Annotated in this window: 18 protein-coding genes; 4 read left to right on the top strand and 14 right to left on the bottom strand. The window is 65.5% G+C overall.

Annotated features, from left to right (window positions below):
• The first annotated feature begins 38 nt into the window (after positions 1-38).
• The 4 genes from ACOYYX_RS37280 to ACOYYX_RS37265 all read left to right on the top strand — a co-directional run bounded on the left by ACOYYX_RS37280 (position 39) and on the right by ACOYYX_RS37265 (position 8,570).
• Positions 39-4,691 carry a neutral/alkaline non-lysosomal ceramidase N-terminal domain-containing protein gene (locus tag ACOYYX_RS37280; RefSeq protein WP_422927712.1) on the top strand — a complete coding sequence of 1,551 codons (4,653 nt, stop codon included), beginning with the start codon at positions 39-41 and terminating at the stop codon, positions 4,689-4,691.
• A gap of 959 nt (positions 4,692-5,650) precedes the next feature.
• Positions 5,651-7,315, top strand: coding sequence for an alkaline phosphatase family protein (locus ACOYYX_RS37275; protein WP_422927711.1), 1,665 nt, complete (start codon positions 5,651-5,653; stop codon positions 7,313-7,315).
• Between the two features lie 419 nt (positions 7,316-7,734).
• Entirely contained in the window at positions 7,735-8,169 is a 435-nt protein-coding gene (locus ACOYYX_RS37270; protein ID WP_422927710.1) for a ribosome-binding factor A, read from the top strand.
• 161 nt (positions 8,170-8,330) lie between these two features.
• Positions 8,331-8,570 carry a hypothetical protein gene (locus ACOYYX_RS37265; RefSeq protein WP_422927709.1) on the top strand — a complete coding sequence of 80 codons (240 nt, stop codon included), beginning with the start codon at positions 8,331-8,333 and terminating at the stop codon, positions 8,568-8,570.
• A 95-nt stretch (positions 8,571-8,665) separates the two neighbouring features.
• Here ACOYYX_RS37265 and rtcA read toward each other — a convergent pair whose 3' ends face one another.
• The 14 genes from rtcA to map form a co-directional block, all read right to left on the bottom strand.
• Entirely contained in the window at positions 8,666-9,859 is a 1,194-nt protein-coding gene (gene rtcA / locus ACOYYX_RS37260; protein WP_422927708.1) for an RNA 3'-terminal phosphate cyclase, read from the bottom strand.
• Positions 9,860-10,022: 163 nt separating this feature from the next.
• Positions 10,023-10,901: a hypothetical protein gene (locus tag ACOYYX_RS37255; RefSeq protein WP_422927707.1), complete on the bottom strand. Its 879-nt coding sequence runs from the start codon at positions 10,899-10,901 to the stop codon at positions 10,023-10,025.
• A gap of 430 nt (positions 10,902-11,331) precedes the next feature.
• Complete coding sequence (locus ACOYYX_RS37250; protein WP_422927706.1) at positions 11,332-12,765, bottom strand: PepSY-associated TM helix domain-containing protein; 1,434 nt, start codon at positions 12,763-12,765, stop codon at positions 11,332-11,334.
• A 103-nt stretch (positions 12,766-12,868) separates the two neighbouring features.
• Complete coding sequence (locus ACOYYX_RS37245) at positions 12,869-13,390, bottom strand: hypothetical protein (RefSeq protein ID WP_422927705.1); 522 nt, start codon at positions 13,388-13,390, stop codon at positions 12,869-12,871.
• Positions 13,391-13,747: 357 nt separating this feature from the next.
• Entirely contained in the window at positions 13,748-14,500 is a 753-nt protein-coding gene (locus ACOYYX_RS37240) for an SDR family NAD(P)-dependent oxidoreductase (protein ID WP_422927704.1), read from the bottom strand.
• 265 nt (positions 14,501-14,765) lie between these two features.
• Complete coding sequence (locus tag ACOYYX_RS37235; protein ID WP_422927703.1) at positions 14,766-15,788, bottom strand: DUF1559 domain-containing protein; 1,023 nt, start codon at positions 15,786-15,788, stop codon at positions 14,766-14,768.
• A gap of 366 nt (positions 15,789-16,154) precedes the next feature.
• On the bottom strand, positions 16,155-16,604 hold the full coding sequence (locus ACOYYX_RS37230; protein ID WP_422927702.1) for an HIT family protein: 450 nt from the start codon (positions 16,602-16,604) through the stop codon (positions 16,155-16,157).
• A 124-nt stretch (positions 16,605-16,728) separates the two neighbouring features.
• Entirely contained in the window at positions 16,729-17,142 is a 414-nt protein-coding gene (rplQ, locus tag ACOYYX_RS37225) for a 50S ribosomal protein L17 (RefSeq protein ID WP_422927701.1), read from the bottom strand.
• A gap of 154 nt (positions 17,143-17,296) precedes the next feature.
• Positions 17,297-18,298, bottom strand: a complete 1,002-nt coding sequence (locus tag ACOYYX_RS37220) for a DNA-directed RNA polymerase subunit alpha (protein ID WP_422927700.1) — start codon at positions 18,296-18,298, stop codon at positions 17,297-17,299.
• Positions 18,299-18,421: 123 nt separating this feature from the next.
• Positions 18,422-19,051, bottom strand: coding sequence for a 30S ribosomal protein S4 (rpsD, locus tag ACOYYX_RS37215; protein WP_422927699.1), 630 nt, complete (start codon positions 19,049-19,051; stop codon positions 18,422-18,424).
• Between the two features lie 294 nt (positions 19,052-19,345).
• Positions 19,346-19,726: a 30S ribosomal protein S11 gene (gene rpsK, locus ACOYYX_RS37210; RefSeq protein WP_015244082.1), complete on the bottom strand. Its 381-nt coding sequence runs from the start codon at positions 19,724-19,726 to the stop codon at positions 19,346-19,348.
• Between the two features lie 236 nt (positions 19,727-19,962).
• Positions 19,963-20,346, bottom strand: coding sequence for a 30S ribosomal protein S13 (gene rpsM / locus ACOYYX_RS37205; RefSeq protein ID WP_422927698.1), 384 nt, complete (start codon positions 20,344-20,346; stop codon positions 19,963-19,965).
• 91 nt (positions 20,347-20,437) lie between these two features.
• On the bottom strand, positions 20,438-20,551 hold the full coding sequence (rpmJ, locus tag ACOYYX_RS37200; protein ID WP_015244084.1) for a 50S ribosomal protein L36: 114 nt from the start codon (positions 20,549-20,551) through the stop codon (positions 20,438-20,440).
• Positions 20,552-20,801: 250 nt separating this feature from the next.
• Positions 20,802-21,584, bottom strand: coding sequence for a type I methionyl aminopeptidase (gene map, locus ACOYYX_RS37195; RefSeq protein ID WP_422927697.1), 783 nt, complete (start codon positions 21,582-21,584; stop codon positions 20,802-20,804).
• Between the last annotated feature and the right edge of the window lie 4 nt (positions 21,585-21,588).

Genomic DNA, 21,588 nt, shown 5'->3' with positions numbered 1-21,588 from the left:
TTCTCTGTTAACGGCTGGCCACCCGTCGAGGAGCCTCCATGCAAACGCTTTCGCTGCGACGACTGATCCTGGGATTCGCGGGCCTCTTCGCCCTGGCGGGACAATCCGGCCTGGCTACCTCGGCTCGAGCCCGCGAGTTGGACGTCGGCCTTGCCCGGGTCGACATCACGCCCGACTACCCGATCCGGCTCTCCGGCTATGGGGCTCGCACGAAGGAGTCGGTCGGCGTCGCACAGCGGATCTGGGCCAAGGCGATTGCGATCGGCTCGGATCAGGACGGGCCGAGCCTGCTCGTCTCCGTCGACAATCTGGGCGTCCCCGACGCCGTCGTCGAGGCGGTCGCCGCTCGCCTCCTCCGCGAGGCGAAGATCCCGCGCGAGCGCTTCGTCGTCGCCTCGTCGCACACCCATAGCGCCCCCTGCCTGACGGGCGCCGCCCCCAACATCTTCTCCGCGAAGATCCCCGACGATCAGCAGGCGACCATCGACCGCTACACCCGCGAGCTGACCGAGAAGCTCGGCGAGGTCTCGCTCGCCTCCCTCAAGGTCCGCAAGCCGGGATTGCTCTCCTGGTCGCAGGGCCGGGCAGGCTTCGCGTTCAACCGGAGGACCAAGGGGGGGCCCGTCGATCACGCCCTGCCCGTCCTTCGCGTCACCGATCCCCGGGGCAAGATCGTCGGGATCCTGATCAATTACGCATGCCATTGCACGACCGTTTCCCCCAATGACAATACCCTCAGTGGCGACTGGGCGGGCTTCGCCCAGGAGGACATCGAGCGTGACCACCCCGGCGCGATCGCGATGACCGTCGTCGGGTGCGGTGCCGACGCCGATCCGACCCCGCGATTGACCCCCGAATCCGCCCCCGCCCACGGCAAGGAGATCGCCGCCGAGGTCAACCGCCTCCTCAAGGGGGAATGGACCGACCTGCCGACGCCTCCCATCGGCAAGTTTCGGCGCGTCAAGGTCCCCTTCGATACCCTGCCGACGCGGGCTCAGCTCGAGCAGATGGTCAAGGGGGGCGGGCATATCGGCTACAACGCCTCGACCCAACTGGCGAGGCTCGACCGCGGTGAGCCCTTGCAGGAGGCCCTCGACTACCCCGTCCAGACCCTCCAATTCGGCGATCGCCTCGGAATGATCTTCCTCGCGGGCGAGGTCGTGGTCGACTACTCCCTGCGGCTCCGATCCGAGCTCGCCACGGATCGGCTCTGGATCACGGCGTATGCCAATGACGTCCCCTGCTACATCCCCTCCGAGCGAATCCTCCGCGAAGGGGGATACGAAGGCGGGGGCGCGATGCTCTACTACGGCAGGCCGACCCGCCTGAAGCCGGGGATCGAGTCCATCATCGTCTCCACCGTGCTCGCCCTCCTGCCCGACGACTTCCGGGCGCAGTCGAAGGGCGCCGACAACGTGCCCCCGCCGAAGTCGCCGGAAGATTCGCTACGCTCGATCCGGACCAAGCCGGGGCTCCGCGTCGAACTCGTTGCGTCCGAGCCGCTGGTCTTCGCCCCGGTGGCGATCGACTTCGCGGCCGATGGCTCCCTCTGGGTCGCCGAGATGCGCGACTATCCCACCGGCATCGACCGCAACTGGAAGCCAGGGGGCGTCATCAAGAACCTCAGGGACACCGACGGCGACGGACGTTACGACGCGGCCGCGAACTTCCTGGAGGACGTCGCCTTCCCCACGGGGGTCATGGCCTGGCGTAAAGGGGTCCTGATCTGCTCGGCCCCCGACATCATCTACGCCGAGGACACCGACGGAGACGGCAAGGCTGATATCCGTCGAAGCCTCTTCAAGGGGTTCTCCGACGAGAACTACCAGGCGAGGGTCAACGGCCTCTCCTACAACCTGGATAACTGGGTCTACGGCGCCAACGGCCATCTCGGCGGCGTGGTGAAAGGGACCATCTCCGGGCGCGAGGTCGATATCGGAGGCCGCGACTTCCGCTTCCATCCCGACACCGGCGCGTTCGAGCCGGCCGCGGGCCTGACGCAGCAAGGACGCGTCCACGACGACTGGGGCAATCAGTTCGGCAACAACAACAGCAACTGGCTCTTGCATTACCCGATGCCCGAGCAGTACACGAAGCGCAACCCCCGCGTCGCCTCGCCGAGCCCGGTCGTCGATGTCCCCCGCCACGACGAGAGCCATCGACTCTTCCCGCAGAGCCGGACCCTCGAGCGTTACAATGACCCCTGGACCGCCAACCAGACGACCTCGGCGTGCGGCCCCTGCATCTATCGCGACTCGCTCCTCGGCGCCGAGTACGCCGGCAACGCCTTCACCTGCGAGCCGGTTCACAACGTCGTCCACCGCGAGATCCTCGACCCCGACGGCGTCACCTTCGCCGGGCGTCGCGCGGACGACGAGCAGACCTCGGAGTTCCTCGCCTCGACCGACAACTGGTTTCGCCCCGTGCAGGTCCGCACCGGGCCCGATGGGGCTCTCTATGTTGTGGATATGTACCGATTCGTGATCGAGCACCCGCGCTGGATCAGCCCGGACCGGCTCGCGAAACTCGACGTGCGTGCGGGCGAGGACAAGGGGCGCATCTACCGAGTCGTCCCCGAGAGTCATCCCCTCCGACCCGTCCCCGACCTCGATCGACTCGCGACCCCCGCGCTCGCGAAGGCCATCGACAGCCCCAACGGCACCTTGCGCGACAACGTCCAGCGCCTCCTCGTCCACCGCGGCGGCGTCGAGGCCGTCCCCGCGCTCGAGACTGTCGCGGCGTCGAGCCAAATCCCCGAGGCGAGGGCCCAGGCCCTCGGTGCGCTCGATGGCCTGAATGCCCTCGCGGCCGATCGCGTTCGAGCGGCCCTGGCTGATCCGCACCCGGGCGTCCGCCGCCAGGCGATCCGCCTCGCCGGCTCCTTGCTTGGCAAGGACGCGGGGCTGGGCGAGGCGCTCCTGGCCCGCGTCGACGACCCCGAGATCCCCGTCCGGTTCCAGTTGGCCCTGACCCTGGGCGAGTGGGACAGCCCTCGCGCGGGCGAGGCATTGGGCAAGCTCGCTCTGGCGAAGCCGGCCGACAACTGGGTCTCGGCGGCGATCCTGAGTTCGGCCTCCCGGCAGAGCGTGCCGATCCTGGCCGCCCTGGCGACTCCCGGGGTCGAGCCCGAGACGCGCTCGGCGATGGACGGCCCGCTGATCGCCACGCTGATCGGCTCGGGAGACGCGCAGGCGTTCAACGCGGCGATCGCGTCGATCGCCCGGCCCGAGCCCGACGGGAGCTTCGCCCCCTGGAGGCTCTCGGCCCTGGCCGTGGTCCTTGATTCTGGGGCTCACGACGAGGCCGGACTGGCCGGATTGAGGCCGGCGGTCGAGGCCGCCAGGCGCCTCGCGGTCGACCCCGAGGCCAGGCCGGCCGATCGCGAGATGGCCGTCCGCCTGCTCGGCTGGGACGAGCCCCGGCGCGAGGCCGATCGCGAGGTGGCCGTCGAACTCCTCGAACCGCAGAACCCGCAAGGGATCCAGTCGGCCGCGATCCGGATCCTGGCGAGGCTCGGCGACCGCGAATCGGCCGAGGGCCTCCTGTCTCGCTGGTCGGGCCTCGGCCCGATCACGAGGTCGCAAGGGCTCGATGCCCTGATGGCGCGGCCGAACCTCGCGGGCGTCCTCCTGTCCGCCTTCGAGCGTGGGACGATCGCCCCCGCCGAGATCGACGCGGCACACCGTCAGCGCCTCATCAACCACGAGGACGCCGACGTCCGCTCCCGCGCGACCCGGCTGCTGGCCTCCGCGAAGCCGAGGGCCAGGCAGGCGGTCGTGGATGCCTCGCGGGCCGCTTCGAAGGGCCCGGGGGATCCGATCAAGGGGGAGGTCGTCTTCTCCAGGATTTGCGCGACCTGCCACAAGTTCGCCGGCAAGGGGAGCGAGGTCGGCCCCGACCTCGCCGCTCTGACGGACAAGACGCCCGAGGCCCTCCGCGTCGCGATCATCGACCCGAACCGCGAGGTCGACGCCCGCTATGCCGACTTCGCCGCCGCCCTGAAGGACGGACGGGTCGTCACCGGCCTGATCGCCTCGGAGACCGGCAACTCGATCACCCTCAAGCGGCAGCAGGGGCAGGTCGACGTGATCCTCCGCGCCGACCTCGAGGACCTGAAGACGGCGGGCCGATCCCTCATGCCGGAAGGGCTCGAAGAGGACCTCAAGGGGACCGACCTCGCCGACCTGATGGCCTACATCGCCTCGGGGGGCGACCGGCCCAAGGCCCTGGACGGCAATCACCCGGAGATGGCGAACCAGGGGGCCGACGGCTCGATCCGCCTGGCCGCGGCGACGGCCGAGGTCTACGGCGAGACCCTGACGTTCGAGTCCGGGTTCAACAACCTCGGCTACTGGCACAGCGACAACGATCGCGCCGTCTGGACCGTGAACGTGGCCCGACCCACGTCGTTCACCGTCTCGATGGAGTGGGCCTGCGCCGACGAGTCGGCCGGGAACCGCTTCCGGGTCCGCGTCGGAGGGACGTCGATCGGCGGCAACGTCGGGGGGACCGGCCCCGGCGCCTGGGACAACTACCGCTCCATCTTCATCGGCGAGGTCACCCTCCCCGCCGGCACCCATCGCCTCGAGTTCCGCTCCGCCGGCCCGATCCGCAATGCCCTGCTCGACCTCCGGACGATCGTGCTCACCCCCCGCCCCGCCGAGCCGCATGATGCGGTCTCCCGGAGATAAATGGATCCGGACGGGCTGAATATTGATTGATTATATGTGCGAAAACGAGTGTGGCGAGGATCCCCCGCCGCACTCGTTGCATTTTTTAGTGAGATTTTAGTGAGTCAAATCAAAACGTGTAGGTGAAACTGGTGAAATGGCTGCCGAGGATAGGTGAAACTGGTGAAATGGCTGCCGAGGATCTGCTCGACATGATTCTTGTGCGACCCCGCGAACATAATATCCAAACGCTCCCCTGCTTAGAAGCACAAGTCCAAGAGTTGTGGAATCATTGCATGCGGAGAACTTGGGCTACGAGCGGGTCTGATCGAATATGCCGGAGGGGATTTCTGAGATGCAGGGCGGAATGATTCGAAGAGAACGTATGTTGGTAGGCAACTCTTCGTGATGCAGCGTGAAGGGTGTCAGTTGGTACCAAATATAGAGACAGGAAACCGTCTGAAATGCAGAGGGCCGCAAGTCAATCGAATTAGAGATTTCCGCCGTTCGAAAAAAAAAGCCCGGCTCCCCCCGAGGGAGCCGGGCACAGCCAGGGAGAACGACGCTTGCTCGTGACTTGGACTCGGGTCTTCGTTGAAGTCGTTGTAACCCAACTTCAAAAAGCCAGCGGTTTTAGGTTGACCGCTTCGAGTTATGGTAGAATGAAATGCACGCGGCATGCCACGACTTTATTGCGAATCGATCGGCGTGGCGATTTTGTTGTAATGCTCTGGAGTTTCGTGAGTTGCGTTCTTATGGATTTCTCAAAGAGGGTTTTCGCCCCTCGGAGTCGGCAGACGGCAGTGCCTGCTTTCGCGACAGTTGTGTAGTTGTTGTGGGCAAGACAGTGAAGTTCTGATGCGGGAAAGCCGAGTCGCTTTTCCGATCCAGATCGCGGTAAACTGGTGAAAGCTCCGGAGTCTCCAAAGTTCTCAGGGACGTCCGAGGCGGAAACGACCACTGGCAAGGGATCGGGCGACATGAAGGTTTTCGTACTGGGCCTGGATGGAGCCACGTGGGATTTATTGGATCCCCTGGCCAAAGCGGGGGAACTCCCCAACCTTTCCAGACTCAGGGAGAAGGGCGCCTCGGGGACGTTGAACTCGGTCTTCCCGCCCCTCAGCCCGGTGGCCTGGACCGGCGTGATGACCGGGAAGAATTCCGGCAAACACGGGGTCTTCGAGTTCCTCGAATACTCGCACAACCCCCTCAAGGGGCGGGTGAACTCCTCGAGGGCCATCAAGGCGGAGTTGGTCTGGGAGATCGCCGCCAAGCACGGGAAGTCCACGGTCGCCGGCGGCGTGCCGATGAGCTACCCCCCGCGCAAGGCCCCGGGGTTCTACCTCGGCGACTTCCTCAGCCCGGCCAACTCGCCCGACTTCTCCAGCGACCCGGCGATCCTCGCCGAGTTGGAGAAGGTCGTCGGCCCCTATCGTCCCTGGTCGTCCTCGGTGCACGACGGCGGCAATGAGGCGGGGGTCCTCGCCGACCTCACCGAGTTCCTCGACCACCACTTGAAGGCGATCCAGTTCCTGATGGGTCGCTGCGAGTGGGACCTCTTCATGTTCGACCTGATGGCGACCGACCGCGCCCAGCACGAGCTCTGGCACGTCTGGGACGAGACGCACAGGCTCGCAAAGGGGCACGACTTCACGAAGCTCCGTGCGGGCTGCGTGGACTTCTGGAAGCGGCTCGACCGCGGGATCGGCGAGATCGAGGCCTCCCTGCCCCCGGATACCTCTCTGATCCTGATGAGCGACCACGGCTTCGGGCCGATCGAGTGGTACGTCAACTTCAACGTCTGGCTGCTCGAGCGGGGCGACATCGCCTTGCAGGACTCGTTCTACGTCAAGCAGAAGCACTGGTTCTACAAGCAAGGGGCGACGCCCCAGTGGTTCTACGGCCTGATGTCCAGGCTCGGCATGGCCGGCCAGCGCGTCAGCCGGTTCCGTGGCAAGCAGGATAGCCCGATCGAGCGGCTCGCCGAGTCGGCCTTCCTCTCGCGACGGCACATCGACTGGTCCAAGACCAAGGCCTATGCCCAGGGCAACTTCGGGCAGATCTTTCTGAACGTGAAGGGGAGGCAGCCGCAAGGCTGCGTGGAGCCCGAGGACGTCCGGCCCTTGCTCGACGAGCTCAAGGCCGGGCTCATGGCCCTGCCCCACCCCGAGACGGGCAAGCCCCTGGTCGAGCGGATCTACGAGCGCGAGGAACTGTACAACGGGCCCCAGGCCCACCTCGCACCCGACCTGACGGTTGTACTTGAGGACTGGCGCTATCGCACGATCGGCCTGCACGACTTCACGACGAACAAGCTCATCTCCCCCGCCTTCGGGCCGACCGGCGACCACCGGATGGAGGGGATGATCGTGGCCTCGGGCCCCGCCTTCCGCCGAGGGTCTACTCCGCAAGGGGCGAACCTGCTCGACATCGCCCCGACGGTCCTTCACCTGATGGGCGTCCCCGTCCCCGCCGACATGGACGGCCGCGTCCTCACCGAGATCCTCGACCCGTCGCTCGTCCCGGCCAACGGCAGCGTCCACGCGGGGGCCTCGGGCGGAGAGGAGTCGGCGGTCCCCGTCGCATACTCCGAGGAAGAGGACGCCGAGATCCAGCAGCGCCTGGCCGACCTCGGATACCTCTGAGCCGACTCCATCAAGGCGATCCATCGAGCCGCCGGACGTCGCGAGCCTATTCGGCCCACGTCGTCCGGTGGCTTTGTTCATTTCGAAGGCCGGCGGTTCGCCCAGGAAAATCCGTCGAGACCGCGCGAACCGAGGCGGGGCTGTCGTGTCCTACCAGCGGCAGGCCAAGAATTCGGCCCGATTTCCAGGGCCCTTGGATATGCCTCGCGGTTTCGCCCGCGTTATGCCCGCTCGACTCGAGAAGGAGGTTCACGATGACGCTGAGTCCCACGCTAGCTGTGTCGTCGAGCCTGCGTCCCGAGGTCGGGTAACCCTCCTCACGGCCCGCTCGGGCCAGGCTCTCCACGTTGGATCGTACCAAGGCATGAGTTTGCCGGGACGCCGAGGGTGCGCCCGGACCTTTCCACGTGAGATGAGCGATGTCCTTCAAAAAACCGTCGTGGAAGACGCTGCGCGCCTTGTGCGGCGAGGTTCAACCCGAGGATGGCATCGACCCTCGAGAATGGGTCCGCCAGTCGGGTTCGCGTCAGAAGATCAAGCGGAAGGCGTTGCAGCTCTGCGAGCAGGTCGCCGAGACCATCGCGGAGGTCCTCGCCGCCGACGCCCGCGACGACGTGCTGAGGAACCTGCAAGTGGTGGAAGTCGTCCCGGCGCCGGACGCCTCGCGCCTGCTGGTCACGGTCCTCGTCGACCCCCCTTCGAGGGAGGCGACGCCCGAGGTCGTGCTCGAGCGACTCTCCCACGCCTCCGGCCGACTCCGGAGCGAGGTCGCCCAGGCCATCACGCGACGCCGGGCCCCGGTTCTCGCGTATAGCGTGCTGGTGAAAGGCGAGGATGGATACGTGCTCGACTGAGCCGAGAAAACCAGGGGAGCCCGGCCCCGGACGACGGGGCGGGCTCATAACTCCAATCATGTGGCCACTTGAAATGATCTTGAAAACAGGCGGCGACCCGTTCCGGGGCCGCGTCATATCCGATGGATGAAGCCTGCCGAATTGGGGAAGAGGTGTCCTTTATGAAAACGCACACGTTCATCAGGAGTCTGTTCGCATTGGGCGTGATGGCCTGGGGCCTGGCGAGCCTCATCTCGACCGAGGTCGCGGCCTGGGCCGGCGAAAATCAGGAGCCTCGGCTTTCGCTCGCTGCCGAGCATGTCCCGACGAAAGAAGCCCTGGCCGATCCGCTCGATCCCCGCGACCCGGGCTTCGCGTCGCAGGGCGAGCGACTCCCGGCCTCTCCCGCCAGCAAGCCCTGACGGGTCGAGCCATGAGCCTATAATCAAAAAAGGGCCTCCGACGACCGTTATGGTTCGTCGGGGGCCCTTCGCGTTTTGGTAGGCTGACGAGTCGATCAGGCGATGATGACCCGGCCGGGTCGATCCCCTTCGGCCTCTTCGACGGTGATGGACCGCTCGAGGAGGAATGCTTTGATCGTCTCGGCGTTGGTGCGGAGGTGGTCGGTGACCTCCGAGACGGTGTACTCGCTGCGACCTGGGGTCAGGGCCAGCGGGAGGAGGATCTGGTCGGCCGAGTGCGGGTCGACCGCCGCGCCCTTCGACGCCTCGAACGCGAGGAGTTCATCGACCGCGTCGTCCGCGACGGCCTCGGCCGGCTTGCCGATCTCGCCGAGGCCGGAGAACGTCGCGGGGACGCATCCCTCGTACTCGGCGATCAGGCCGATCGCGGCCCCTTGCCCCGGGCTCTCCCACTTCGAGAGCTCGATCTCGGCGCGGATGCCGAAGTCGGCGAGCCTGGCCTCGGCGCGGTCACGCATCCTGACCGCAATGTCGGGCCGGAGGTTGGCGACGCCGGCGATCCCGCGGACCCTGACGAGCGGGCCGCGGTCGATCGCGATCAAGGGCTTGAGGTTGGCCGGTTCGATCCAGGCGCTGAGCTCGCCGCCCCCCTTGGGGTAGAAGCCGGCCCTGGGCATCGAGAGGGCGATCGGGGCTCCGATCGCGCGGAGGTGTGCCCGCCAGGTCGCGTCCAGGAAGGGGAACGACGGCGCGGCCATGTTGAAGGTGCCGCCGTTCAGGGTGAGGCGGATCGCCTCATCCGTCCGGAGCGCAAGGGGCAGGTGGAGCGTGTGGAGGATCAGGGCTGTGGAGCCCGCCGTGCCGACGTCGATCGAGAGGTCCTGGGGCACATAGGCGTCGGGCCGGAAGATCAGGCTTCGCGAGCCGACCGAGGCCCCGGTGATGTCGGCCTGGGCGAGCTTGCCGGCGGCCTCGACCGCGGCGAGGTGCTGTGGCCGGAGGCCGGGGCGGTCGCGGTTGGCCCGGATCTGGGCGATCCGGAACCCCTGGCCGGTCAGGAGCGAGAGCGAGAGGGCTGTCCGCAGGATCTGGCCCCCCCCTTCTCCGACCGAGCCGTCGAGGCTGATCAGGCGCGTCGTCGACATCTCACGAGGACTCCCGGCAGAAGCAGGCGCGGATTCCTGGAGCCATTCGGAGCGATGAGGCGAAGCCACCCGGTCATGTCGCGAGTGGTGCGTCCAGCGCTTGCGGACCCCGGCCTGGACGCGGCGTCCGTCTTCGACACTCATCGGCTGCCACTCCATGGCACGCACTCCTTCTCCGAAACGGGACCCGGACCCGGCATTCGGCGACGAGAGGGGGTCTGACCCCCTCTCGATTGCCTTAAGCCTCGGCGTCACGAGTCCTCGCGATAGTATTGACGCAAGATACGGACTTCGGGTTCTCGGGCCGCTACGATTTCGGCGGCTCGATCGGCTCCAGGTTCTGGGGGACCATCGTCCCCGTCCCCGGGTTGACGGTGGTGGAGCGGGTGGCCCAGATGAGCACGACCCGCTGGAGTAGGCGGTCGCTGTTCGCCTCTGTCTCCGTGAAGAGGAACGAGCCCAGGCTACGCTTGCGGCTGCCGTCGCAGCCGAGCACGGCGACCTGCCCCGGCTTCAGGTTCAGGGTCGTCGCAAGCTCGCGCAGGGCGTCTTCCTGCTGACCATCCTTCTGCACGAACTGGCGGGGGCTGAACTCGCCCGTGTTGGGCATGGCCGAGAAACCCCGGGTGATCGGGCCGTGGTGGATCTCGGGCAGGATCCGGACGGAGACCGAGTTCTCCCCTTCGTAGTTGACGGTGGTGCGGAGCCAGCCGCTCGCATCCTGATAATCCTTGCCGGCGGCGTTGCCATCCCGGTTCAGGAGCAGGCTGACCTGAGGGACTGCCTCTCCCGTGCTGATCATCGTCTGATCGCCGTCGGGGATGTTGATGTACTGGACCGGCTTGCCCTGGCCCGGGTTGATGGGCTTGTTGAGCAGCGTCTCGACCTCGGCCGGGAGCTCACCCGAGAGCAGGCCGACCCGCAGGCCGTTGGTTTCGAGGGCCTTGTGCAATTCGTGGGGGACGACCTGCTCGTCCACGACGCTCCAAAGCCCTTGGTCGATCACCTTATCGTGGACCGGGCGCGCCAGGATCGCAATCTTGAGCGCGCAACGCTTCGGCTCGATGAGCTGACCGCCGTTACCAATCTTGCTGACGAAATTCGCGGTGCGTAGGTCCGTTTTGTTGAGCGTACAGCCCGTGACGGCCATCATGGCCAGGACGAGCGCGTGAGTCATTCGCTTCATCGGCGGAATCCTTTCCGCAACACTCGCTAACGTGACGGACGTGACGTGCCGGCCCACGCGCGACCTCCGCGTGGACCCAAAACTCGGCGGAGTCTAGGGAGAACCGGGAAAACCGTCAATCCCAACCTCATCCCTAAGTCCAGTCTACGCCGAGACCAGCGTACGATCCCCTTTCCGGCAAGCCGCCTCATCGATGACGGCGTGCATCGGCTATCGTCCCGACTGGTGCAGGGGCGTCGGCAAAGTCTTCCCAGGCTCGTTCGACCCCGGGATTCAGCCCCGAATTCCCCAAATACCCACACTGAGGCATTCGCCGACGAAGAGGGTCGACGTCCCGATGGATGGGATGTGGCGTGAAATGCTGTGGTTTTGATGTGATGAGGTGTGGCAGGCGGGGCGGATCGGCGTCCGCCCCTCGTCGGTCCGACGATCAGGCCGAGGCCGGCAGCTTGCGGAGGCGTCGACGCGAGAAGAGGTAGACGGACTCTCCGACGGCGATGGCGATCATGCTCGCGCCGAGGACGGGCAGGATCAGGGCCAGGCCGACGATCGTGGCCAGCAGCCCCGCGGTCATCCGTCGGTTGGGGCGTCGAGGGAATCCCGAGCGACCTTTGGGCCGCCGGACCCACCACATCCAGAGGCCCGTGATCGGCAAGCCGGACAGGATCATGCAGGAGACGAACCAGATCACCTTGGTCGTCGGCCCGTAGAAACTCCCGACGTGCAAGGTGTACACCCACCCGTGCCACCAGTATCGATGGTCCTCGGCGAGCGTCTTGACCGGCCCGATCTTGCCGCTGACGCGATCGATCTCGAACTGGGCCGAGACGAAGGGCCCGTACGAGTTGTTGTAGTCATTCGCCGCGCCGACGGCGATGCCCCCGCCCGGCTTGTCGGCCAGGCTGATCAGGAGATTGCGTCCCGGATAGCCCTTCAGCGAGAGGTCCTTCACCTGCTCGAGCGTCAGCAAGGGGTGGGTCGGAGTCGGAGTCGCCGCGGGCTCTTTCGGCGAGGGATTTTCGGCCCTGGCCCTGGACTTCCCCTTGCCCTTCGACTGCGCCTTGGCCTCGGCGGCCGCGGCTTCCTTGCTCCTCGTCGCGAGGTGGAAGGCCTCGCTCCAGACGACCGTGTAGAAGAGGCCCGTCACGACGATGATCGCGATCGGTGCCAGCAGGTAGATGCCGAGGACCGTGTGGAGATCTCGCAGGATCGTGTAGAGCTTCCCGTGGAGGCGGGGCCACCAGACCCCGAGCGTCTGCCCGCGCTTCTTGGGCCACCAGAGGTAGACCCCCGTGACCATCAAGACGATCGTCCAGCCGACGGTCAACTCCACCAGGATCCGGCCGGTCGTGCCGGCCAGCAACTGGCGATGGATCACGAGCACGACATCAAAGAACTCGGAGACGCCATCGCCGGCCCTCGAGTCGAACGAGCCGACCACGCTCGCCTTGTACGGATCTACATAGACGGCGACCGGGCTCGCGTCCCTCCCCTTCGCTCCCGCCGGTCCCATCCGGACGATCGCCGCGCGGTTGGGCTCGGCCCGGAGTTCCAGCGAGACCGCGTTGAGGCTCGGCTCCGACGCCTTCGCCGCGGCCACGATCGCGTCGGTGTTCGCTCGCGAGGCCCCCGGCTCCGGCGTGACGAAGCGGAGCCTGGCGTGGCCGAGGTCCTCGATTTCCGAGTGGAAGATGTAGAGCGCCCCCGTCAGGGTGACGATGAGCAGGATCGGCGAGATGAGCACCCCGGCGTAGAAATGCCAGCGCCAGAGGACCCGGTACAGGCTGCCCGAGCTTTCCGGTCGGCTCGCCAGCTCGACGGCTTCCTCGTCGGCCGTCCGCTCCGATTGCGTTGCGCTTCCCATGATCTCGAGACAGCCTTCTGCGGGGGGATGATACCTGGATGGAGGAGGACGGCCGGGCCTTCGCGATCGGGCGTCCGGCCGGTGCTGGCTGGAGTCTCAGCTCTCAATGCGCCTTCTTCGTACCCTTGGCCGTGCCGCCGAGGATGGCCGCGCCTTCCATCGGTGCGTTCGATTTCGACTTCGGGGCCAGCTCGACGACGGCGTTCTCGATCTCGACCGGCGGGAGCGCGTTCGTCCCCGGCTTGATTGTGAACGTCCACTTCGAGCCTTCCGGCTTCGAGTATTTGAACTTGAGGCGGTCGGTCATCGACGGCTTCGAGGCGTCGGGCGGCCAGGTGATCGTGAACGCGTACTCGCCCGCGGGGGCGCCATCCCCCGCCACATAAGTCGAGAGCGAGAAACCGCCATCGTTGCCGACGAGGCCCCAGGGGCGTGATTTCCGCTCGTCGGTCTTCGTTTCGGCCGTCGGGAACAACTGCACCAGGGCGCCGACCGGCGGTTCGCCGTTGATGGTGACGCGGCCCGTGGCCGGATGCGTGCCCACCTGCCAGTCATTGCCGCAGCCGGCGAGGGCCGAGCACGCGAGGATCAGGCAGAGCGTTGAGATGTCTTGACGAACCGACATCGCTGTTTTCGACCTCTTTCCCGGGGGACGCGCTTCCTGGAACTCTCCCAGAAATCCGCCCAACTTATTTGAGACTGAGATTCAATTTCATCAAGAGCTCGAATTTATCCCGAGGTCGTTGTACCGTCAAGGACTTGGCCCGATTCCCGCGTCAAGAGTTGTTAACAGGCCTCATCCGGGGAGGCTGACGGGCGATCCGGCGACATGAAGGGAGAGGAGGCCGTCTGCGAACACCGGGGTGCAAGACGAAGGGAGGATGCCAGCCCCGCTTCGAGTCGCCCCACTGCCGAAGGGCGACTCTCATGCTCGGGTCGGCATCCTCCCTGGAGGGGATGCTCGGCGGATGATCTCGAAGGCTCAGGCCCAGCCGCCGGTGGCGAGGAGCGTCACGCCGCTGATCCACCCGGAGTCGTCGGAGGCGAGGAAGACGGCGACCTTCCCGATGTCATCCGGCTGGCCGATCCGGCCGAGCGGGGTCTGCGCGACGACCTGCTTGTGGAAGTCGGTCTCGAGGAATCCCGCCGTGTGGACCCCTTCGGTCTCGACCATACCGGGGTTCAGCGAATTGACGCGGATCTTCTTCGGCCCGAGCTCCTTGGAGAGCGCCTTCGTGATGGCGTCGACGGCCCCCTTGGTGGCGCTGTAGACCGAGGCCGTCGCGGGGGGCGAGACGGCCGCGGCCGAGCTGATATTGATGATGCTCCCCCCCTCGGGCCCGAAGAGACTCGCCGCCTTCTGAGACGCGAGCAGCAACCCAAGCACGTTCAGGTTGAACTGCTTGTGGAAGTGCTCCTCCGTGATCGCCTCGAGCGGTGCGAACTCGAAGATCCCGGCGTTGTTGACCAGGATGTCGAGCCGCCCATACGTCTCCTTCGTCTTCGCGAACAGGGCGTCGATGTCGGCCGCCTTCGACAGGTTCCCGCCGACGGCGACGGCCTTCCCGCCAGCCTTCTCGATCTCGGCGACGACCTTGTCCGCCCCTTCCTTGCTCGACGAGTAATTGACGACGACGGCCGCCCCGGCGGCGGCGAGGTTCTTCGCGATCGAGGCGCCGATGCCTTTGGACGCACCCGTGACGACCGCGACCTTGCCCGAGAGTTTCGCAGACATTTGGAAAGCCTCCGATCGATCAATGATCCGACGTTCGTGAACGCGCACCTATGCGTTGGCCCCGCACAACCTCGGCGACGGAGCAGGACGCGACCCCCTCGGCATCGCTCCCCAAGCCGCGACGACAGGCGGGCCGCCCCGGTTCGTCGGCCCTCGATTCAGCTCGACGGCTCACGTTCCAGGGTGGAACGGTCGGAATGATAGATTGGGCTTTCTCTCGGGCAAGTACATACCTTTTTGTAAGTATCGGGGCCGGATGGATGGCTCAGTACGAATCCGACGAGATGACCTCGCCACCATTGCGGGTCGCCATGGCCGCCCATGGGGCGTTGGCGACCGAGTCCTTGATGAACTGGACGCGGCCGTCGCCGAAGAGGACGTTGACGCCGCCGCTGTGGTAGCTCCGGGCGGTCTTCCAGCCGTAGTCGCTGCCCCGGAGGCAGTCATATGTCCTGGAATTCGGCGGCATGTAGTGTGTGTAAAGAGCGTGGCGGAAGTCCCCCTGGGCCCAGCTCCCGCCGCGCTGCCCGTTGTAATACCCCGAGGCCCCTGCCCCCGCCGACTGGCATTCGGCCTCGGTCAGGTTCGCCGGCGGCTGGCTGTTGATGGCGACGGCCGCCTGCTGGGCCATGATCTCCCCCGGGTTCACCCCCGACCCCGCCGCGATCGTGAAGCCGCCGGGGCCGAGGATGCTCTCGGAGATCAGCGACGTCTGGCTCAGCCCGTCGGTGATCATGGCGAAGCTCACCCCCGAGTTGTAGTAGAAGCACCCGTTCGGGTTGCTATACAGGCCCGAGCCTCCCGGCATCCCGTTGCCCGCGCTCGCCATGTAGTTGGCCGGCGCGAACCCCGGCTGGACGATCCGCCCCGTGTCGCTCGGGCAGAGGAACAGGTTGACCCGCATCGCGTAGATCGTCGAATTCGGCGGCGAGATGCTGCTGTCGGGCATGTAGATGGGATAGCTGAAGTTCGTCGCCCCGTAGATGGGGGTCTGCTCCAGGAACGGCGCGAGCATCGCCAGCGCCGAGTACCGATAGTGCTCGCCCCCCGCCCCGGTCGGATACCAGTAATTCCCCGGCATCGCGACGATCGCCCCATACGGCAGCCGCCCCATCGCGTCGTGATAGTTGTGGAAGGCGATCCCGAGCTGCTTCAGGTTGTTCGTGCATTGGGCCCTCCTGGCCGCCTCGCGTGCCGCCTGCACCGCCGGCAGCAAGAGGGCAATTAAGACGGCGATGATCGCGATCACCACCAGCAACTCAATCAGCGTGAAGGCGCGGCGGGTCATGAGGGGGAGCCCCGAAGAAGGTCGCATTCGACTGGTATTACGATTCTTAGAAAAGTAATATCAGCGCGCCGCGGCCAGTTCAACCCTCCAGAATTCGAGAGGAGTGATCCGTCCCTTCACGACGGCTCGGTGACTGCCGGAAGGCCGTGCGGTTTCGTGAACGCAGGATGAGGATATGTCCGAAAGCCAGGCTGAACGATCGGCGGTCGAGAACCCGCACGAGCAACGGGCGTGCGATAACCCTGGCCCTGGGAGCAGGCCTACAACGGCGAGATCAGCAACGCTTCAGGCTCGATCGATGGGCGCAGGAGCCCAAGGCCTGGCGAATGAGGCCGGGTTGACGTGGCGAGGTGTGAAAAGACGTGATCAGTCGTCGTTCGGGTTCGGGCGCAACTCTCGCTCGATGCGGAAGCGCATCTGGCCGAGCTCGTCACCGACGTACTCGCTATGGGGCCAGGGCCACTCGACGGGGTCGTCGTGGAACCTGGGGATGATGTGCCAGTGACCGTGGTCGACGGTCTGACCGGCGGCGGTCCCGTTGTTGATGATCACGTTGAAGCCATCGGCGCCGGTGGCGGCCTGAACGGCCCGGCACAGACGAGGCAGGATCGAGCCGACATGGGCGGCGAGCGCCTCGGGGAGCTCGACGAGGTGGGGGTGGTGATGCTTGGGGACGACGAGCACGTGCCCCTTGTTGACAGGATGGATGTCGAGGAAGGCGATCGCGTCCTCGGTCTCGAGGACCTTGGACGAGGGGATGTCGCCCCGGACGATCTTGCAGAAGAGGCAGGAAGGCTCGTGAGCGTTGCCTGACAAGGTTCCGCGCTCCCTTCTATCCTCGACGAGGCCCGGACCGATGGATGACAACCCGCCTGAAACACATGAGAGGGTGTCCACGGGACGGATCCCGGGGACACCCTCGATGTTCGTCGCTTCGACCTCAGGAGCCGCTGGTGACGACGGCCGGGCGGGTCGGAGCCTTGATCTGCTCTTCCTCGCCGAGGAGGCTGATGATGGCCATCGGAGCGGCGTCGCCCTGGCGGACCTTGGCGAGCTTGTAGATGCGGGTGTAGCCACCCGGGCGGGTCTTGAAGCGCGGGCCGATCTCCTTGAAGAGGGAGAAGGCCACGTCCTTCTTGGTCACGACCGCGAGGACGCGACGGAAGTTGTTCAGGTTCCAACCATCCTTGGCCAGGGTGATCAGCTTCTCGGTGTACGGCTGGACTTCCTTGGCCTTGGCCAGGGTCGTCTCGATGCGGCCGTGCTCGAGCAGCGAGGTGGCCAGGTTACGCAGCATCATCCGGCGGTGAGATGGCGAACGCTTGAACTTGCGGCCGGCTTTAAGGTGTCGCATGGTCTTTTGGGGTCGCTAGTGGAAGCCGGCGGTTCGCGTCGAGACCCGCCGGTGATGTAGTTTCTTGAGCACCGAGAGGCACCCATGCCATGTTGCCGGGCCTCGGGCGAACGGGTCTTCCGCCGCCGGGCCACGAGCGAATTCCAGGTCGGGGTCAGACCCCCGGCCGGTTGGGGATTTCCATGCCGAGGTCGAGGCCGATCTCGTGGAGCTTGGCCCGGACCTCTTTCAGGGTCGTCTCGCCGAAGTTGCGGACGGTGAGGAGCTGGTCCTCGGACCGGCTCACCAGGTGGCGAACGGTGGTGATCCCTTCGCTCTCGAGACAGTTGGTGGCTCGGACCGACAGCTCGAGCTCGGCCAGGCTCATGTCGAGCTTGCGTTCGAGCTCGGCGTCGACGGGCTCCTGGCGGTTGCCGTCCTGACCGCCGCCTTCGGTGGAGAGACCCGGACCCGGCTCGTAATACTGGACGAACGGGTTCAGGTGCTTGCGGAGGATCTTCGCGGCCTCGACCAGGGACATCTCGGGGCCGAGCGTGCCGGTGGTCCAGATCCGGAGGACGAGCTTGTCGTAGTTGGTCCGCTGGCCGACGCGCGTGTTCTCGACCTTGTACTCAACCCGGATGACCGGGCTGTAGATGGCGTCGATGGGGATGGCGCCGACCTCGAGGTCGTCGGTGTGGCCTTCGGCGGCGGGGCGGTAACCCCGGCCGTTCTCGACCGTCATCTCCAGCACGAACGGGACATCGTCCGTCAGCGTGCAGAGGATGTGGTCGGGATTGATGATCTCGATCGACTCGTCATGGAGGATGTCGGCGGCGGTGACGACCCCCCGACGATCGCGCTCGATGCGGATCGTCCGGCTCTGCTCCGAGTGGTTCTTGACGACCAAGCCTTTGAGGTTAAGGACGAGGTCGGTGATGTCCTCAACCATGCCGGGGATCGACGAGAACTCGTGTTGGACCCCCTGGATCTTGATCTTGGTGACCGCGCTCCCCTCCAAGCTCGACAGGAGGATGCGCCGCAAGCTGTTGCCGACGGTGTGGCCGAATCCGCGTTCGAAGGGCTCGACGTGGAATTCGCCGTACGTGTCGGTCAGTTTCTCTCGGTTGCAGACGACCCGGCTCGGAAGTTCGAGGCCACGCCAACGGATGCGCATCGCACTCTCCAAAAAAAGCTAAGCGACCAGCTTTCGGCGATCGGTCCAAATCGAACCGGCCCGGTGACCGCCCGCGTCCCCGGAAGCGGGGACGGGGAGGCGGATCGCCGCTTCCATTCGACCTCAGCGGCTCAACAATTCGACGATCAACTGCGGGGTGACCGGCAACGAGATGTCCTGGGTGCCGGGCAAGCGCGAGACGCGTCCTTCGGGCGGCTGGGTGCTGCTGCGGTCGAGCCATTCGGGGACGGCCGGCATCCCGTCGGTGGCCAGGCTGGTCTCGGCGAGCTTCCGGGAGTGCTCGCGGTCCTTCACCTGGATCTGGTCGCCGGGGCGGACGAGGTAGCTCGGGATGTCGAGCTTGCGCCCGTTCACCGTGATGTGCCCGTGCGTGATCATCTGGCGGGCCTGCGGTCGGCTGGTCGCGAAGCCGAGGCGGGTGACGACGTTGTCGAGGCGGCGTTCGAGCAGGGCCATCAACGCATCGCCGGTGTTGCCCGGGCGGCGGCCAGCAAGCTCGAAGTACTTGCGGAACTGACGCTCGAAGATCCCGTAGTAACGCTTGACCTTCTGCTTCTCACGAAGGCGGACCGAATATTCGCTGGCCTTGCCGCGACGGAACTGGTGCATGCCCGGAACGCCTTCGCGGCGGTCGATGGCGCACTTCGGGGTGTCGCAACGGGTCCCCTTCAGGAACAACTTCATACCTTCACGGCGGCAGAGCCGGCAGACCGGCCCGATGTGGCGTCCCATGGTATTCCAGCAATCCTTCTTCTTCGGTACGTCGGGTTGAGTTGGGCCGAGTATTCCGATCCCCTCGCGGGATCATCCCGAGAGGTCGATGGGGTTCCTTCGGCAATAAGGCGATCAGTACACGCCGGGGAGGGCCACAGGCTTCGGCAACCCGAATTCCGGTTCACCCGTGGAGCCGGCGAGAATCCACAGCGAGCGACGCGTTCGTGCGAAACCAGAGCAAGGAGAGAGGATCTGAGCCGAAGACCCGTGGAGGCGAGGGTCTTCGAGGCATCCCATCTCGGGGATGCTGGCTCAGACGCGTCGCTTCTTGGGAGGGCGGCAGCCGTTGTGCGGCAGCGGGGTGACGTCTTCGATGGCCTTGATCGAGAGGCCGGACGCCTGAAGGGCCGTGATGGCACTTTCACGTCCAGAGCCCGGGCCCTTGACTTTGACTTCGACTTCTTTGACGCCGTACTTCGTGGCCGTCGCGGCGGCCGTCTCGGCAGCACGCTGCGCGGCGAACGGGGTGCTCTTACGGCTCCCCTTGAAGCCGACGGTACCGGACGAAGCCCAGCACAACGCGTCGCCGTTGGGATCGGTGATCGTGACGGTCGTGTTGTTGAAAGTTGCTTTGATGTGCACGACCGCCCGGCTGACGTTGCGTCGTGTCTTACGCTTCTTGGCCTTGGCCACGGGTCCGTTGCTCCCTGGTCGGTCCGTCGGGAAAAAATGTAAACAACAAATATCGCAAAGGACTCATCCCCAGAAAAATTGAGGATGGCCCCAACTTCCGAATCCGAGCGAAGGTCCACCCAGGGAAGCGATCCAGTCAGGCCGAGCCAAAAGCACCAGCCGTCGCCGACCGCCTCGCGGAATACCGACGGCCCATGCGAGATGCATGGGCCGCAAGATCCCGCCGAGGGCGAGCCTTATCGCATTTCCTTCACGCCCTTCTTGCCGGCGACCGTCTTACGCGGCCCCTTGCGGGTACGGGCGTTGGTTCGCGTCCTCTGACCATGGACCGGCAACCCCTTGCGGTGCCGGAGGCCACGGTAGCAGCCAATGTCGCGAAGGCGGGCGATGCTCTGCTGAACCTGTCGGCGGAGCTGACCTTCCACGACGTATTCGTTGTCGAGCAACGAGGCGAGCTTGGCCAACTCGTCCTCGCTGAGGTCTCGGGCACGCTTGTCAGGGCTGATCCCGGTCCGTTCGCACAATTGCTCGGCGAGGAACGGGCCGATCCCGTAAATGTAGCGCAAGGAGATGACCGTGCGCTTGTCGTTCGGGATGTCGACACCGAGAATACGAGGCATCCGTCCTATCTCCGTGAGGCAATGGCGTGGCTTTGGGTCATTCTCAGACTGCCGAGGATTGACGACGAATCGGGGACCGGCAAAGCCAGGATTAGCCTTGCCGCTGCTTGTGACGCGGGTTCTCGCAGATCACGTAGACCTTACCCCGCCGACGCACGATCTTGCAGTGTTCGCAAATCCGCTTGACGCTCGATCGAATCTTCATCGGACTCCTGACCTTTAACTCTGCTTCGCGAGGCCGAAAGCCCGAGGCGGCCCAAGCCTTCGGGTTGCCCCGGCGTACCTACCCACCAGTCTTGGGCCGAATTGAGCCATAGTACACAGCACCTTAAGACGATGCAAGGCGCCATCGTCAAGGTTATTTGACTTTTCGGAAAGACCGCTTACGCTTCGCCGATCGATCCGGACCGGACAGGTCCAGGATGTCTCGGATTCTGGAGAATGTCGTCAGAAACTCAGTCCTCCAGATTCGTCAGCACTCGAGGTCCATCCGGCGTCATCGCCACCGTGTGTTCAAAGTGAGCACTCGCGGCCCGATCCTTGGTCTCGACCGTCCAGCCGTCTTCCAAGGTCCGCACATCCTTCGTACCAAGGGCGACCATCGGCTCGATCGCGAGGACGATGCCCGGCTCAAGCCTGATGTCGTGCTTACGAAGGGCCTTGCTCACGAAGTTGGGGACCTGCGGCTCCTCGTGCATCGCCTGGCCGATCCCATGCCCGACGAATTTCTCGATGACGTACATCCCCTGGCTCTTGACGTACTTCTCCATGAGGCTCGCGACCTCGGACCAGTAAGTACAGCGCTCCATGGCCCGGATGGCCAGGTTCAGGGTCTCCGAAGTCACGTCGAGGAGCTTCTGAGTCCTCTCATCCACCTGGCCGATCGGTAAGGTCACGGCAGCATCGCCGCACCAGCCATTCAGCCTGCAGCCGGTGTCGATCGAGACGACATCCCCTTCACGAAGAGGCCGGCGGTTAGGGATGCCGTGGACGACCTGCTCGTTAACGCTAGCACAGATCACCGCAGGAAACGGCGGCTTACCCTTCATGGAGCTGGGATAGCCCCGGAACAAAGAGGTCGCGCCGTGTTCCTCGAAAATCTCGACCACCGCTTCATCGAGCTCGGCCGTAGTCACACCGGGGACGGCGAGCGTCTTCACACGGTCGAGTGACTTGGCCACGATCCGCCCCGCCTCACGCATCAGCGATATTTCGCGGGGGCTTTTCAACTTGAGCACGCTT

The organism is Singulisphaera chitinilytica, from assembly GCF_049331405.1.
Taxonomy (GTDB): Bacteria; Planctomycetota; Planctomycetia; order Isosphaerales; family Isosphaeraceae; genus PoT.
Note: the sequence above shows the minus strand (reverse complement) of the source record. Positions and strands in the feature narration are given on the sequence as shown.

What these genes read in the sequence shown, in the direction of transcription:
- ACOYYX_RS37280 (WP_422927712.1), top strand. Translation starts at nt 39, where the DNA reads ATGCAAACGCTTTCGCTGCGACGACTGATCCTGGGATTCGCGGGCCTC.
- ACOYYX_RS37275 (WP_422927711.1), top strand. Translation starts at nt 5,651, where the DNA reads ATGAAGGTTTTCGTACTGGGCCTGGATGGAGCCACGTGGGATTTATTG.
- ACOYYX_RS37270 (WP_422927710.1), top strand. Translation starts at nt 7,735, where the DNA reads ATGTCCTTCAAAAAACCGTCGTGGAAGACGCTGCGCGCCTTGTGCGGC.
- ACOYYX_RS37265 (WP_422927709.1), top strand. Translation starts at nt 8,331, where the DNA reads ATGAAAACGCACACGTTCATCAGGAGTCTGTTCGCATTGGGCGTGATG.
- rtcA (WP_422927708.1), bottom strand. Translation starts at nt 9,859, where the DNA reads ATGAGTGTCGAAGACGGACGCCGCGTCCAGGCCGGGGTCCGCAAGCGC.
- ACOYYX_RS37255 (WP_422927707.1), bottom strand. Translation starts at nt 10,901, where the DNA reads ATGAAGCGAATGACTCACGCGCTCGTCCTGGCCATGATGGCCGTCACG.
- ACOYYX_RS37250 (WP_422927706.1), bottom strand. Translation starts at nt 12,765, where the DNA reads ATGGGAAGCGCAACGCAATCGGAGCGGACGGCCGACGAGGAAGCCGTC.
- ACOYYX_RS37245 (WP_422927705.1), bottom strand. Translation starts at nt 13,390, where the DNA reads ATGTCGGTTCGTCAAGACATCTCAACGCTCTGCCTGATCCTCGCGTGC.
- ACOYYX_RS37240 (WP_422927704.1), bottom strand. Translation starts at nt 14,500, where the DNA reads ATGTCTGCGAAACTCTCGGGCAAGGTCGCGGTCGTCACGGGTGCGTCC.
- ACOYYX_RS37235 (WP_422927703.1), bottom strand. Translation starts at nt 15,788, where the DNA reads ATGACCCGCCGCGCCTTCACGCTGATTGAGTTGCTGGTGGTGATCGCG.
- rplQ (WP_422927701.1), bottom strand. Translation starts at nt 17,142, where the DNA reads ATGCGACACCTTAAAGCCGGCCGCAAGTTCAAGCGTTCGCCATCTCAC.
- ACOYYX_RS37220 (WP_422927700.1), bottom strand. Translation starts at nt 18,298, where the DNA reads ATGCGCATCCGTTGGCGTGGCCTCGAACTTCCGAGCCGGGTCGTCTGC.
- rpsD (WP_422927699.1), bottom strand. Translation starts at nt 19,051, where the DNA reads ATGGGACGCCACATCGGGCCGGTCTGCCGGCTCTGCCGCCGTGAAGGT.
- rpsM (WP_422927698.1), bottom strand. Translation starts at nt 20,346, where the DNA reads ATGCCTCGTATTCTCGGTGTCGACATCCCGAACGACAAGCGCACGGTC.
- rpmJ (WP_015244084.1), bottom strand. Translation starts at nt 20,551, where the DNA reads ATGAAGATTCGATCGAGCGTCAAGCGGATTTGCGAACACTGCAAGATC.